11 protein-coding genes and 3 pseudogenes are annotated in these 13,774 nt (G+C 72.0%); 5 read left to right on the forward strand and 9 right to left on the reverse strand.

All coding sequences use genetic code 11. The features are described from left to right. Window positions 1-312: 312 nt before the first annotated feature. Together ACIGJO_RS18035 and ACIGJO_RS18040 are read left to right on the forward strand one after the other, a co-directional pair. Entirely contained in the window at window positions 313-2,295 is a 1,983-nt protein-coding gene (locus ACIGJO_RS18035; RefSeq protein ID WP_399959018.1) for a tetratricopeptide repeat protein, read from the forward strand. Between the two features lie 113 nt (window positions 2,296-2,408). Further along, a complete protein-coding gene (locus ACIGJO_RS18040; protein ID WP_399958965.1) occupies window positions 2,409-2,984 on the forward strand; it encodes a recombinase family protein in 576 nt (191 codons plus the stop codon). Between the two features lie 73 nt (window positions 2,985-3,057). Here ACIGJO_RS18040 and ACIGJO_RS18045 read toward each other — a convergent pair. Continuing rightward, window positions 3,058-3,333 (reverse strand): annotated as a pseudogene (locus ACIGJO_RS18045) ((2Fe-2S) ferredoxin domain-containing protein); the annotation flags it as partial. Between the two features lie 333 nt (window positions 3,334-3,666). Here ACIGJO_RS18045 and ACIGJO_RS18050 point away from each other — a divergent pair. Continuing rightward, the gene (locus tag ACIGJO_RS18050) at window positions 3,667-4,251 is read left to right on the forward strand and encodes a TMEM165/GDT1 family protein (protein ID WP_329946590.1); all 585 of its coding nucleotides are present in this window, start codon (window positions 3,667-3,669) and stop codon (window positions 4,249-4,251) included. 123 nt (window positions 4,252-4,374) lie between these two features. Here ACIGJO_RS18050 and ACIGJO_RS18055 read toward each other — a convergent pair whose 3' ends face one another. The 6 genes and pseudogenes from ACIGJO_RS18055 to ACIGJO_RS18080 all read right to left on the reverse strand — a co-directional run. Continuing rightward, window positions 4,375-4,893, reverse strand: a complete 519-nt coding sequence (locus tag ACIGJO_RS18055) for a methylated-DNA--[protein]-cysteine S-methyltransferase (protein ID WP_399958968.1) — start codon at window positions 4,891-4,893, stop codon at window positions 4,375-4,377. Window positions 4,894-4,912: 19 nt separating this feature from the next. Continuing rightward, window positions 4,913-6,385, reverse strand: a complete 1,473-nt coding sequence (locus ACIGJO_RS18060; RefSeq protein ID WP_399958970.1) for an AlkA N-terminal domain-containing protein — start codon at window positions 6,383-6,385, stop codon at window positions 4,913-4,915. A 219-nt stretch (window positions 6,386-6,604) separates the two neighbouring features. Further along, window positions 6,605-7,171 carry an O-acetyl-ADP-ribose deacetylase gene (locus ACIGJO_RS18065; protein WP_399958972.1) on the reverse strand — a complete coding sequence of 189 codons (567 nt, stop codon included), beginning with the start codon at window positions 7,169-7,171 and terminating at the stop codon, window positions 6,605-6,607. A gap of 60 nt (window positions 7,172-7,231) precedes the next feature. Beyond that, window positions 7,232-8,647: a phytoene desaturase family protein gene (locus ACIGJO_RS18070; protein WP_399958974.1), complete on the reverse strand. Its 1,416-nt coding sequence runs from the start codon at window positions 8,645-8,647 to the stop codon at window positions 7,232-7,234. Between the two features lie 164 nt (window positions 8,648-8,811). Then, a complete protein-coding gene (locus ACIGJO_RS18075; protein ID WP_399958975.1) occupies window positions 8,812-9,657 on the reverse strand; it encodes an inositol monophosphatase family protein in 846 nt (281 codons plus the stop codon). 45 nt (window positions 9,658-9,702) lie between these two features. After that, window positions 9,703-11,058, reverse strand: a pseudogene (locus tag ACIGJO_RS18080) (oligopeptide/dipeptide ABC transporter ATP-binding protein); the annotation flags it as partial. Between the two features lie 560 nt (window positions 11,059-11,618). On the opposite strand from ACIGJO_RS18080, the gene ACIGJO_RS18085 reads away from it, so the two are divergent. Then, window positions 11,619-12,314: a type 1 glutamine amidotransferase domain-containing protein gene (locus ACIGJO_RS18085; protein ID WP_399958977.1), complete on the forward strand. Its 696-nt coding sequence runs from the start codon at window positions 11,619-11,621 to the stop codon at window positions 12,312-12,314. A gap of 42 nt (window positions 12,315-12,356) precedes the next feature. Here the strand turns inward: ACIGJO_RS18085 and ACIGJO_RS18090 are convergent, their stop codons facing one another. Continuing rightward, window positions 12,357-12,740 carry a hypothetical protein gene (locus ACIGJO_RS18090; protein WP_399959020.1) on the reverse strand — a complete coding sequence of 128 codons (384 nt, stop codon included), beginning with the start codon at window positions 12,738-12,740 and terminating at the stop codon, window positions 12,357-12,359. A gap of 126 nt (window positions 12,741-12,866) precedes the next feature. Next, the gene (locus ACIGJO_RS18095) at window positions 12,867-13,547 is read right to left on the reverse strand and encodes a TetR family transcriptional regulator (protein WP_399959022.1); all 681 of its coding nucleotides are present in this window, start codon (window positions 13,545-13,547) and stop codon (window positions 12,867-12,869) included. A 146-nt stretch (window positions 13,548-13,693) separates the two neighbouring features. Between ACIGJO_RS18095 and ACIGJO_RS18100 the strand changes: the two are divergent. Further along, window positions 13,694-13,774 (forward strand): annotated as a pseudogene (locus tag ACIGJO_RS18100) (electron transfer flavoprotein subunit beta); the annotation flags it as partial.

The raw sequence follows: 13,774 nt of genomic DNA on the forward strand, positions 1-13,774 counted from the left end.
CGACAGTCCCGCAGCACTTCACGAGAGGGACCCCCTTCTGCCATGAGTATCTGGAAGCGCCGCTCCACGGCGGACCCCGATGAGCCCGGGCCCGAAACCGAGGAGGGTGGATCAGTGCGGCCGGTGGTGGTTACGGATACGGGCGATGCCCGTGCCCAGGACGGGGGAACCGCGCTGACCGGCTACCGCGGACCGGTTCCAGAGCCTGCTGGCCCTTCGACCGGGGAATCGGTGCAGGTGTCTGGGACCGGGGATGCCATCGCCTCCGGGGGCTCCACCGCCATCAGCGGGTACGTACACGACTTGACCGTCGTGCACCAGGCCGCCCCACGGGAACGGGCGTCCTGGCCGCGCCAGGTAGGCGTGATCCCGACCCGGGCGCAGTCCTTCCAGCACCGGGCCGAGGTCGAGCAGTTGCGGGCCGCGGTCGATGGCGGGGGCACGGCGGTGCTGTGCCAGGTCCTGACGGGAACCGGCGGGGTGGGTAAGACCCAGCTCGCGGCCGACTACGCGCGCGCCGCCCAGGAGTCCGGCGGAGTGGACGTGCTGGTGTGGATCACTGCCAGTACCCGTCAGGCGATCGTGTTCGGGTACGCACAGGCCGGCGTCGAGATCCTTGGTGCCGACCCGGGGGACCCGGAGCAGGCCGCGAGATTGTTCCTGGCCTGGCTCGAACCCAAACCCGATGCGAGGCCGTGCCGGTGGCTGGTCGTGCTGGACGACCTCGCCGGCCCGGCCGACATGCGGGGCCTATGGCCCCCCACCAGCTCTTCGGGCCGAACCCTCGTCACCACCCGCCGCCGGGACGCCGCCCTGACCGGTTCCGACCGGCGACTGGTCACCGTCGGCCTGTTCACCCCCCACGAGGCCTCCGCCTACCTGGCCGCTGCCCTGACAGCTCGCCACCGCCACGAACCGGCCGATGATCTCACCGCCCTGGCCGCCGACCTCGGGTATCTGCCGCTGGCCCTGGCCCAGGCCGCCGCTTACCTCATCGACTCCGGCATGGACTGCGCCGCCTACCGACAGCTGCTGGCCGACCGGGCCCGTACGCTGGCGGACGTCCTGCCCGAGCCCGACGCGCTCCCCGACGGCCACGCCACGACAGTCGCCGCCGCCTGGTCCCTGTCCATCGAACGCGCCGACCGCCTACGCCCGGCGGGCCTGGCCCGCCCCCTGCTGCAACTGGCCGCGATGCTCGACCCCAACGGCATCCCCGCGTCCGTTTTGACCGCGCCTCCGGCACTGGTCTACCTCACCGAACACCGTGCCCCCGGTGAGGAAACCAGTAGGAGCGGGGGACGACGGCAGGTCAGCGTGCAGGACGCAGCCGACGGGCTGCGGTGCCTGCACCGGCTCAGCCTGATCGACCACACCACCGCCACCGCACACCAGGCAGTACGCGTACACAACCTCATCCAACGCGCCGTCCGCGACTCCCTGCCAACAGACCAACACGATCGGCTCACCCATGCCGCCGCCGACGCCCTGACCGACACCTGGCCCGAGATCGAGCGTGATACCGCTCTTGCCGGGGCCCTGCGCGCCAACGCCGAAGCCCTCACCAACCAGGCCAAGGACGCTTTGTGGCACCCCGATGCCCATGTAGTCCTCTACCGCGCCGGCAGGAGCCTCGGTGAAAGTGGTCAGGTCACCGCTGCCATCACCTACTTCCAACGTCTGGTGCACGATGCCCACAATCGTCTAGGGCCCGACCATCCCGACACTCTGACCACCCGGAGCAATCTCGCCTCGTGTCGGGGGGAGGCGGGGGATGCGGCCGGGGCCAAAAAAGCCTTCGCCAACCTGCTGCCCGACCTGGAGCGTGTACTGGGGCCCGACCATCCCCACACCCTGCTCACCCGGAACAACCTCGCCTTCTGGCAGGGGAAGGCGGGGGATGCGGCCGGGGCCGAGGAAGCCTTCGCCAACCTGCTGCCCGACCGGGAGCGTGTACTGGGGCCCGACCACCCCGACACCCTGCTCACCCGGAACAATCTCGCCTTCTGGCGGGAGGCGGCGGGGGATGCGGCCGGGGCCGAAAAAGCCTTCGCCAACCTGCTGCCCGACCTGGAGCGTGTACTGGGGCCCGACCATCCCCGCACCCTGGCAGCCCGGAGCAATCTCGCCTCGTGTCGGGGGGAGGCGGGGGATGCGGCCGGGGCCGAGGAAGCCTTCGCCAACCTGCTGCCCGACCTGGAGCGTGTACTGGGGCCCGACCATCCCCACACCCTGCTCACCCGGAACAACCTCGCAGCCTGGCGGGAGGAGGCGGGCGAAGGCAACGTCGAGTAACGATCGTTCGTGAGACACGAAGATCGACATGACGTTCCCCCAGGTCGTGACTGTAACGCTTCCCGCGTACGCGCCTATGTAACGGTCACCCCCTTTCGCGATACGGTTCGATCATGAAAATCGGCGTTGCCCGTGTATCGACCCGCGACCAACACCCCGAAGCCCAGGAAGACGCGCTCCGCGCGGCTGGCTGCGAGAAGGTCTTCACCGACAAGGCATCCGGCAAGCTCGCCCGCCGGCCCGAACTCGACAAGGCACTGTTGGTCGCTCGCGAGGGCGACCAACTCGTGGTCACCAAACTCGACCGGCTCGGCCGCTCTCTGGAAAACCTGATCGAGCTGTCCAAGAATCTCCAAGAGCGCGGCGTTGGCCTGGTCGTCCTCGACCAGGGCATCGACACCTCCACCGCGGTCGGCAGGATGTTCTTCCAGATCTTGGGAGCGATCGCCGAGTTCGAGCACGCCCTCATGTCGGAGAGAACGATGGACGGCCTGGAAGCCGCCCGAGCCCGCGGACGTACCGGAGGACAGAAGCCCAAGCTGGGGCCTCGGCAAGTACAGCTCGCGCGGGAGATGTACGACTCCGGCGAGCTGACCGTCCAGCAGATCGCCGACGAGTTCGGCGTCACCCGCCCCACCATCTACCGCCATCTCAGCAAAGTCGCCAGCCAGTCCCAAGAGCCCGCGTAACCGAACATCGCTGAGGCGTATCAGTACCGGTCAGTGATATCCGTTGTTTTTGCGGCGATTGCTACGGGGACCCATCGTTGACCAGCCCCAGCCAGACCGGGCGGCCCCCGGCCCTGCGGCCCTCGGACGAGGGCTGGACGACGATGACATTGCCCTGCTCGCAGGCGTCCAGGCACTCCACCGCGCGCACCGTGGCGGCGCCGCCCAGGGACTGCCGCAGCTGGGCCAGCTGACCTGCGTGGTCCACGCCGGGGATCTTCTCCGTACCGCAGCAGCAGCCCCGGCAGACGCTGACGGTGGGCCGGGGCGGCCCCTCGGCGGGGGCGGCCTTGCGGGCGCGGCGACTCATGCGGGGCACTTCCGGTAGGGCGATGCTGATGATCACCCGGACTCTACCCAGCGGCCACCGCCTCGAACACCTGCACCCCCGGCGGACGGGTGGGGTAATGTTGATGGCTGCGAAGGGGAGTAGCCCCGCAAACCGGTCGTCGACACACTGGAGCCCCCGGGCTCCCGGTGGCCGGGCTCGTAGATGCTCACGGGCGGGCGAGACCTTCGGTCAGGTATGACACGCCCGCGCCTTGCGGGCGCTGCCGTCATGCCGGGCCGAGTGGTCCTCCGAAAGCCCGAAACGGCACTTCGCGGAGACCCGGGGCCCGGCTCTCACAGAAAGCCACCCGGAATGCATCTCGACCCCCTGGCGATCCTCACCGCCTTCGGGCTGATCTTCCTCGCGGAGCTCCCCGACAAGACGATGTTCGCCTCGCTGGCCATGGGTACGCGTATGCGTCCCCTCTATGTCTGGTTCGGCACCTCGTCCGCGTTCATCGTCCATGTGGCCATCGCGGTCGGCGCGGGCAGCCTGATCGGACTGCTGCCCGACTGGATCGTCAAGCTGGTCTCGGCCTCGCTCTTCGCCTTCGGCGCGTTCATGCTGCTGCGCAGCGGGAGCGGCGACGACGACGAGGACGGCGAGGTCAAGACGGTGACCGGCTTCTGGCCGGTCTACTCGACCGCGTTCATGGCGGTCTTCATCAGCGAGTGGGGCGACCTCACCCAGATCACCACCGCCAACCTCGCGGCGAGCAACGGCACCTGGTCCACGGCGATCGGTTCGGCCGCCGCCCTGATGTCCGTCTCCGCCCTGGCGCTGCTGGCGGGACGGTTCATCGCCAAGCGGGTGCCGCTGAAGACCGTTCAGCGCATCGGCGGTCTGTGCATGCTCGGCCTCGCCATCTGGTCGGTCGTGGAGATCTTCACCGGCTGACGCAGCTGACGAAGCCAACGCGGCGGGGCTGCGGGGACGGCGGAGCTGCGGGGACGGCGGGGCTGCGGGGACGGCGGGGCTGCGGGGACGGCGGGCGGACCGGCCCGCCGCCCGCCCGCCGGATCAGAACAGCGCCGGCACGTCGTTGTCCCTGCCGCTCTCGAAGGCGAGCAGCCGCCGCTTCCGGTCGAGCCCGCCGCCGTATCCGGTGAGGCTGCCGGACGCGCCGATGACCCGGTGGCACGGGACGACGATCGAGACCGGGTTCTTGCCGTTGGCGAGACCGACCGCCCGGGAGGCGTTGGGCTTGCCGAGCGCTTCGGCCAGTTCGCCGTAGGAACGGGTCTCGCCGTACGGGATCTTCAGCAGTTCCTCCCAGACTCTCCGCTGGAACGGGGTGCCGGCGAGACGCAGCGGCAGATCGAACTCCGTCAGCTCGCCCGCGAAGTACGCCTCCAGCTGGCGGATCGCCTCCGGGAACGGGCGCGGGTCGGAGACACCGAAGGTCTCCTCGGGCGGACGGTGACGCTGCTCCGTCATATAGACGGCGGACAGGACACCGTCCGTGGCGACGAGCGTCAGCGGGCCGTAGGGGCTGTCGGTGACCGTGTGGCACATGGTCACCGGGGTGCCGGCAGACATGGGAGAAGTCCTTTCGTGGTCAGGCGGGCAGGTGGTTGATGGGGTGGTCGTCGACGGTCCAGAGGTACTGGACCGCGTACGCCCGCCAGGGCCGCCAGTCCGCGGCGCGCGCGGTGAGGGCGGCGGGGGTCGACGGAAGACCGAGCCGCTCCGCCGCCCGACGAATGCCGAGATCGGTGGGCAGGAAGGCGTCGGGATCGCCCAGTGCCCGCATGGCGATCACCTCCACCGTCCAGGGGCCGAAGCCGGGCAGCGCGGCCAGATCGGCGCGTGTCCGCTCCCGGTCGGTGTCGGACCCCAGCCGGAGCGAACCCCCGGCGAGAGCGGCGACGAGTGTGGTGAGGGTCCTGCGGCGGCTGCGCGGCAGGGCGAGCGACTCCGGGTCGAGCTCCGCCAGCGCCTCCGGGGTCGGGAAGAGATGCGTCAGGGCGCCTTCGGGGTCGTCGACAGGGATGCCATGGGCGGTGACGAGCCGGGCCGCGTGCGTTCGCGCGGCGGCGGTGGAGACCTGCTGGCCGAGCACCGCGCGTACGGCGAACTCCGCACCGTCCACGGTGCGCGGCACGCGCCGCCCCGGGGCCGTGTCGACCAGCGGCGCGAGCAGGGGGTCGGCGCGCAGCCGCTCGTCGACGGCGACCGGGTCGGCGTCCAGGTCGAGCAGCCGGCGGCAGCGGCTGATGGCCAGGGTGAGGTCGCGCGGGTCGGTGAGGGAGAGCCGGCAGGCGATGTGGTCGGGCCGCGGAGTCAGGGCGACCGTGCCGTGGCCGTACGGGAGGGTGAGCGTACGGCGGTAGGCGCCGTCGCGCCATTCCTCGACCCCGGGGACGGCGGTCGCGGCGAGGTGCCCGAAGAGGTTGCTGGGATTGAGCGGCGCCCGGAACGGCAGACGCAGCGCTATGACACCGGGGACGGCGGACACCGCGGGGCCGTGGGCGGCCCGGGTGCGCAGCTCGCCCGGGGCGAGGGCGAAGACCTCGCGGACGGTGTCGTTGAAGGTGCGGACGGAGGCGAAGCCGGCGGCGAACGCCACCTCGGCCATCGGGAGCGTGGTGGTCTCGATCAGCAGGCGTGCGGTCTGCGCCCGCTGGGCACGGGCGAGGGCCAGGGGCCCGGCGCCCAGCTCGGCGAGGAGCTGTCGCTCGATCTGCCGGGCGGAATAGCCGAGCCGGGCCGCGAGCCCCGGTACGCCCTCGCGGTCGACGACACCGTCCTGGATGAGGCGCATGGCACGGGCCACCGAGTCGGCGCGGGCGTTCCACTCCGGGGAGCCGGGGCTGGTGTCCGGCCGGCACCGCTTGCAGGCCCGGAATCCGGCCTGCTGGCAGGCGGCGGCGCTGGGGTAGAAAGCCATGTTGCGGACCTTGGGCGGTACGACGGGGCAGCTGGGGCGGCAGTAGATCCGGGTGGTCAGGACCGCGGTGAAGAACCAGCCGTCGAAGCGGGCGTCCTTGGACTGGACGGCCCGCACGCAGCGCTCGGTGTCGGTGTGCATGGTTCAAGCATCGGTCACCGCCGAGGGCAGGGCTGGCGGAAATCCGACATCACGGTTGCGCGGAAATGCGACGTGCGGACCGGCGATATGCAACATGCGACACGCGACATGGCACGGTGCCGTGCGAGGCACGCTCAGCCCGTGTCGCGGCTCAGCCCATGTCACGACGCAGCCCATGTCACGACGCAGCCCATGTCACGACGCAGCCCGTGTCGCGGCTCAGCCCTGCTTCGCGAGGGCCTCTTCGAACTCCGCGTACGCGTGCGCGTCGAACAGCACGAAGCGCACCTCTTCCACGGGTGCCGCGGCCTCCGCCAGCACCGTGCGGATCGCGAGGCGCGCGCCGTCGTCCATCGGCCAGCCGTAGATGCCGGTCGAGATCGCCGGGAAGGCGACGGTTCGGGCCCCCAACTCCGCTGCCACGCGCAGGGATTCGCGATAGCAGGAGACCAGCAGCGCGGACCGGTCCTCGACACCGCTGAAGACCGGGCCGACCGTATGGATGACCCAACGGGCGTCCAGGCGACCGGCGGTGGTGGCCACGGCACGGCCGGTGGCCAGGCCCTTGCCGTAGTGCGAGGCGCGCAGGTCCCGGCAGGCGGCGAGGATCTCCGGACCCCCACGCCGGTGGATCGCGCCGTCCACGCCGCCTCCGCCGAGGAGCGAGGAATTCGCGGCGTTGACGATGGCGTCGACGGACTGGCGGGTGATGTCGCCCCGGAACAGCCGGACGGCCACGGGCTCGGACTCGGGCTCGGACTCGGGCTCGGACTCGGAGGTGCTCATGCGGACATCATGCCGTCACACCGGACCCCGCGCCCTCGTTCACCGCCCCCGCACCCTCGATCACCGGGCCCGGAGCCGCCGCCAGACGGCCTTCGCCGCGTGGTGACCCGACATGCCGTGCACGCCGGGGCCCGGTGGCGTGGCCGATGAGCAGAGGAAGACCGCCGGGTGGGCGGTGGCGTAGGGGACACGGGCGAGCTTGGGGCGGATCAGGGTCTGGAGTCCGGAGAACGCCCCGCAGGCGATGTCACCGCTGACGTAGTTGGCGTTGCGCGCGGCGAGCTCGGGCGGACCCGCGACCGCGCGGGCGAGCACCAGATCACGGAACCCGGGGGCGAACCGCTCCAGTTGGCGTTCGATGACCTCGGTTGCATCGCCCTCCCAGGCCGCCGGGACATGCCCGTACACCCAGAAGACATGGCGCCCCTCGGGGGCCCTGGACGGGTCGGTCAGGCTCGGCTGCGCGGTGATCAGGAACGGCACGCTCGGGTCCCGGCCCTGGACCGCGGCGCGCAGCGCGGTGTCGATCTCTCCGGCGGTGGGCCCGATGTGGACCGTTCCGGCGCGCCGGGCCTCCGGCGCCGTCCAGGGCACCGGGCCCGACAGCGCGTAGTCGATCTTGAAGGTGGAGGCCCCGTAGCGGTAGCCGCGGTAGGCGTCGCCGAGTCCGGCGATCCTGGCCATCGCGGTCGGTGAGGTGTCGAAGATGTAGGAGCGGGCGGGCGGGAGTTCGTCCAGCCGTCTGACCTCGGTGCCGGTGCGGATCGTGCCGCCCTGTTCGCGTACGTAGGAGGCGAGGGCGTCGGAGATGGCCTGCGAGCCGCCGCGCGGCACCGGCCAGCCGTTCTCGTGGGCGGCGAGTGCGAAGACCAGGGCGATGGCCCCGGTGGCGAATCCACTGGTCGGCGCTATGGCATGGGCGGCGAGACCGGCGATGAGCCCCCGGGCCCGGTCCCCGTCGAAGCGCCGCGAGAGCCAGGTCGCGGGCTGCAGCCCGAGCGCGCCGAAGCGGGCCAGCCGGTACGGGTCACGGGGCAGTCCGTCCCACGGGGTGCGCAGGAAGTCGGCGGCAAGGGTGTCCCAGTGGCCGAGGAAGGGGGCGACGAGCCTGCGGTAGGCCCCGGCGTCCCGCGGCCCGAGCGACATCGCGCTCTCCCCCACCGACCGGTTGAGGACGGCGGCCGTCCCGTCCGGGAAGGGGTGCGCGAGCGCCAGCTCCGGCTGGAGCCATTCCAGTCCGTGCCGGGCCAGGGGCATCCCCCGGAACGCGGGTGAGCCGATCCCCAGCGGGTGGACGGCGGAGCACGGATCGTGCCGGAAGCCGGGAAGGGTGAGCTCCTCGGTGCGGGCGCCTCCGCCCACGGTCTCCGCCGCCTCGTACACCTCCACGGCGAAGCCCCGGCGGGTCAGTTCGGCCGCGGCGGTCAGTCCGTTGGGGCCCGCCCCCACGACGACGGCATCGAGCATCGACGGCACCTTGGGACTCCTTCGTCAGCCGGTGGGCAAGGGCCCAGGATATTCGGGCCCGCGGACAGCGTGACAGCGCGGTGGCGGGGACGTCCCCGCCAGGCGGGGTCCGTTCCGCCGGACACGGTCCGCCCCGGGCCGGGGCCGGGGTCGTCCGGCGGCGCCGGTACGGCTCAGGCTCCGGTGCGCAGCGCGGTCAGGATGCGGGCCGCAGTGGCCTCGTCGCGGGCCGCCGTGAAGGGCAGGTCGTTGCCGCCGGCGATCCGGAAGGGGGCGCCGGAGAGGGTGGCCTCGGCGCCGCCCGCCTCGGTGACCAGGAGCAGGCCCGCCGCGTGGTCCCAGGCGAACTCCCAGTTGAAGGCGACCGCGTCCGACTCGCCGCGGGCCACGGCGAGGTATTCCAGGCCCGCCGAGCCGCAGGGACGCGCGCCGATGCCGTCGGTGCGCAGGCCGAGCAGCGCCCGCTTCTGGGCGTCGGTGGTGTAGTCGGGGTGGGACATCGCCATCTTCAGGACGGCGTCCGGGGCGGGCGAGCCCGAACGTATCGGCGCTCCGTTGAGCGTGGCGCCCCGGCCGCGTACCGCGACGGCCATCTCGTCCCGTGCGGCGGCGTACGTCCAGGAGGCGAGGACCTCGCCGTGGTGCGCGAGGGCCACGAGCGTGCAGAAGCCCGACTCGCCGCGGACGAACTGCCGGGTGCCGTCGACCGGGTCGACGATCCACACCGGGGCGTCGCCGCCCAGCGCGTCGTACACCGCCGGGTCGGCGTGGACGGCCTCCTCGCCGACGACGACCGATCCGGGCAGCAGTGCGGTCAGGGAGGCGGTGAGGTGTTCCTCGGCGAGCCGGTCGGCGGTGGTGACGAGGTCGTGCGGGCCGTTCTTCTCGATGATCTCGTCCGCCGCGAGCTGCCGGAAGCGCGGCATGATCTCGGCGGCGGCCGCGGCGCGGACGGCCGCCTCGACGTCGGTCAGCGGCCCGGTGTCCCCGGCGGTCTCGGCCAGAAAGTCATCGATCATGACTCCAGCTAAGCACGCGCCGCCGGGAGCACCTCGGGCGGGCGGTCAGCGCCCGACCGCGTACCCCTGCATCCCGCGCGGATTGGCGGCGGCGGACAGGACGCCGGTCTCCGGGTCCCTGGCGACCGCGCACATCCGGCCCTCGGACCAGGCGCTGCCGACCGTGACGTCATGGCCGCGGCGGCGCAGCTCCGCGACAACCTCCGGGTCCATGCCCTCCTCGACCGTGACACTGCCCGGACGCATGCCGCGCGGGAAGAAGGAACCGGGGAAACTGTCGTTGTGCCAGTTCGGGGCGTCTATGGCGCCCTGGAGGTCGAGGCCGCCGCGGACCTCGGCGCGCAGGGCGACGGCGAGGAAGAAGTGCAGCTGCCACTGGTCCTGCTGGTCGCCGCCCGGCGTGCCGAACGCCATGACGGGGACGCCGTCGCGCAGGGCGAGGGACGGGGTGAGCGTGGTGCGGGGGCGGCGGCCGGGGGTCAGCGAGTTCGGCAGCCCCTCCTCCAGCCAGGCCATCTGGAGCCGGGTGCCGAGCGGGAAGCCCAGCTCCGGCACGACCGGGTTGGACTGGAGCCAGCCGCCGCTCGGGGTGGCGGAAACCATGTTGCCCCAGCGGTCGACGATGTCGACGTGGCAGGTGTCGCCCCGGGTGCCGCCGTCGGTGGCCAGTGGGCAGCGGGTGTGGAAGCGGCAGCCGGGCGGAGGGTCGAGCGGGCTGGGCAGTTCGCCGTGCAGCACGATGCGTTCGCGTGAGCGCTGGAGCACCGGGTCGGGGACGGGGGCGGCGGACAGGAGCGCCTGGGTGTAGGGGTGCTTGGGAGCGGAGAACAGCTCTGCGGTCGGGGCCTGTTCGACGATCTGGCCGAGGTACATGACGGCGATCCGGTCGGCGAGGAACTCGACCGCCGCCAGGTCGTGGGTGATGAACAGACAGCCGAAGCCCCGGTCGCGCTGGAGGTCGGCGAGGAGATTGAGCACGGACGCCTGGACGGAGACGTCGAGCGCGGAGGTCGGTTCGTCGGCGATCACCAGATCGGGGTCGCAGGACAGCGCGCGGGCGATCGAGATGCGCTGGCGCTGCCCGCCGGACAGCTCGTGGGGGTGCCGGTCGGCGTGCTCGGGGCGCAGTCCGACCTGGCCGAGCAGCTGCTCGACCCGTTCCCGTACGGCGGCGCCGCGGGCCCGGCGGTGCAGCCTGATGGGTTCCGCGATGATCTGGCCGATCGTCATCCGCGGGTCGAGGGAGGACGACGGGTCCTGGAAGACCAGGTGGAAGTCCTTGTGCAGGGGTCGCAGGGCGCGGCGGGAGAGGTGGGTGACATCCGTGCCGTTGATACGGACGGTCCCGGCGTTGGGTTCGTCCAGACGTACGGCGCAGCGGCCGACGGCCGACTTGCCGCTGCCGGACTCGCCGACGAGGCCGACGACCTCGCCGCGCCCGATGGTGATCGAGACCCCGTCGACGGCTCGGACGGTTCCGCCGCCGGAAGCGGCGAAGTGCCGTTCCAGGGCGCTGATTTCCAGCACCGGGGGGTGCGCGGCGCCTTCCTTGCTCCCGCCGCTTCCGCGCGGTGCGGGGACGGCCTGTGCGGTGGTCACTTTCCGGCCTCCTGGTCGGGTCGCGCGTCGGGGGCGGCTGCCGCTTCGCCGTCGGTGTACGTGCGGGGCCGACGCACGGAGCCGATGTACGCCGGACCGACGCGCCGACGCCCGGGGCCGATGCCCGGCACCGCCCGGACGGGCGCGGCCACCGGGGCGACCCCCTCACCCGGGCGGCACACCGCCCCCCGGGGTCCGCCGCACGGCCGCAGCCCGTTGACGGCCAGGGGTCGGGGGCGCGCGATTCCTCCGGGAAGGCTCCCCCGAGGCCGTCCGATCAGCCGCGCCCGCCCTCCGCCGGGCGCCGGAGCCGTCTACGGTCGAAGGCGTCAGCTGCACCCCGGACCGCGGAGACATGTGACATGGCAAAGATCCTTCTCGTGCTGACCGGCGCCGACCACTGGACCCTGGCCGACGGGACCGAGCACCCGACCGGCTTCTGGGCCGAGGAGGCCGCCGCCCCGTACGAGGCGTTCACCGCCGCCGGCCACGAGGTCGTCGTCGCCACGCCCGGCGGAGTCGTACCGACCGTGGACCGCGGGAGCCTGGCCCCCGAGGCCAACGGCGGCCAGGAAGGCGCCGACCGCGTCGCCGCGACGCTCGACTCGTTCACCGGGCTGCGGGAGCCGGTCGCGCTGGAGGACGTGGACCTGGACGCCTACGCCGCCGTCTTCTACCCCGGTGGCCACGGGCCCATGGAGGACCTCGCCGTCAGCGCCGCCTCCGGCCGGCTGCTCGCTTCCGCCCTGAAGTCCGGCAAGCCGCTCGGCGTCGTCTGCCACGGCCCGGCCGCGCTGCTCGCGGCGGACGGCCCGGACGGCACCAACGCGTTCGCCGGATACCGGCTGACCGGCTTCACCAACGCGGAGGAACGCCAGGCAGGGCTCGCCGACAGGGCGAAGTGGCTGCTCCAGGACCGCCTCGTGGAGATCGGCGCCGACTTCCAGGAGGGCGAGCCATGGGCTCCCTTCGTGATCGTCGACCGCAACCTGGTCACGGGCCAGAATCCCGCGTCCTCCGCACCGCTGGCCGCCGAACTCCTCAAGAAGCTGGCCTGAATCCGGACCCGGCGGAACCGACGGGGGCGACGGGCGGGCGCGTCATGTCCAGGCGTTGCACGCGGGCGGGTCGCAGAGTTCGAAGACGACATCGTCCTCACCCACCCCACCCTCGCCCGCCCCCACGGCGGCGACGGGACGGACCCGCGCACCGGCCGTCACCAGGTGCGGGGCGACACCCACGACACGGCAGCGGAAGACGAATCCTTCGGAGAACCGCACCAGGGACTCGTTGCGCGCCGCCTCCGTGTAGCGGTGCACGACCGCGGCCCGTACGACGACACCGTCACCGGCGCTGCGCTCGGGTTCCAGGTCGCTCGAAGCGCAGACGGGGCACAGCAGCCGCCGGAAGGAGGCGGTGCCGCACCAGCGGCAGCGGTGGTAGGACAGTCCGCACTCCTCGTGCGGCTTCCGGACGGTGCCAATTCCTGACTGGGACACGGCTCTACCCCCTGCGCTCGGATCGCACGCGCCGCACCTCGACGTCGGCGCGTCCGTACCATATGGCACTGAGTGCCGGAACGTAAAGGCACTGAGTGCCTTGATTTGGGCTCATCCCTGGCCCACGACCGCTTCGATCTGCTGCACGACGCGCCACATCGGGGTGCCCTTCGGGGCGACCATGACGATCACCTCGTTGTCGCCGGACGCCACCGCCGTACGTTCGGCCGCACGTCCGACGGGGCTCCCCCACACCTCCCGGACCAGGCCCAGCGCATGATCCACGGCGGCCTCGGGATCACCCGCACCGCCCGAACGCAGCCACTGGCGCAGCCCGTTGTTGTGCGCGGCGACCACCGAAGCGGCGATCACCTCGGCCCGCAGCGCCTCGTCACCGGTCTCTCCGAACCGGCCCCGGAGATGACCGGCCAGCGTCTGCTCGTAGCGGCGCACCACGGAGAGCTCGTACGTGCGCAGCCCGGGAACCTCCCGGGTGAGACGGTAACGCTGCACGGAGAACTCGGGGTTGGCGGCGTACATCCGCAGCACGATCCGGGCCGCGTCACACACCGCCGCCACCGGATCGCTGTCGTCGACGGCCGCCAGAAAGGCGGTCATCCCGGCGAGACAGCTCTCGTGATCGGGGAAGACCGCGTCCTCCTTGGAGGGGAAGTAGCGGAAGAACGACCGCCGTCCGACCCCGGCCCGCGCCACGATGTCGTCCACCGTGGTCTGCTCGAATCCGCGCTCCAGGAAGAGCTGGAAAGCCGCCTGTGCGAGCACCTCCCGCATGGGGGCCTTCTTCTCCGGTCTGCGCGCCTCGGTCATGCGGCGAAACGTAGCACCGGAACGACACTTTTGGCACTACGTACCTTTACAGAGGGTACTGAGTGCCATAATCTCGATTCCACGAACCACACCCAGGTAGGAGAGCCGGCGTGAGCTTGAGGATCGTTGTCTGTGTGAAGTATGTGCCCGACGCGACCGGTGACCGGCGTTTCGCCGATGACCTGACGGTG

It is taken from the genome of Streptomyces sp. NPDC079020, from assembly GCF_044542225.1.
In the GTDB taxonomy this organism is placed as follows: domain Bacteria; phylum Actinomycetota; class Actinomycetes; order Streptomycetales; family Streptomycetaceae; genus Streptomyces.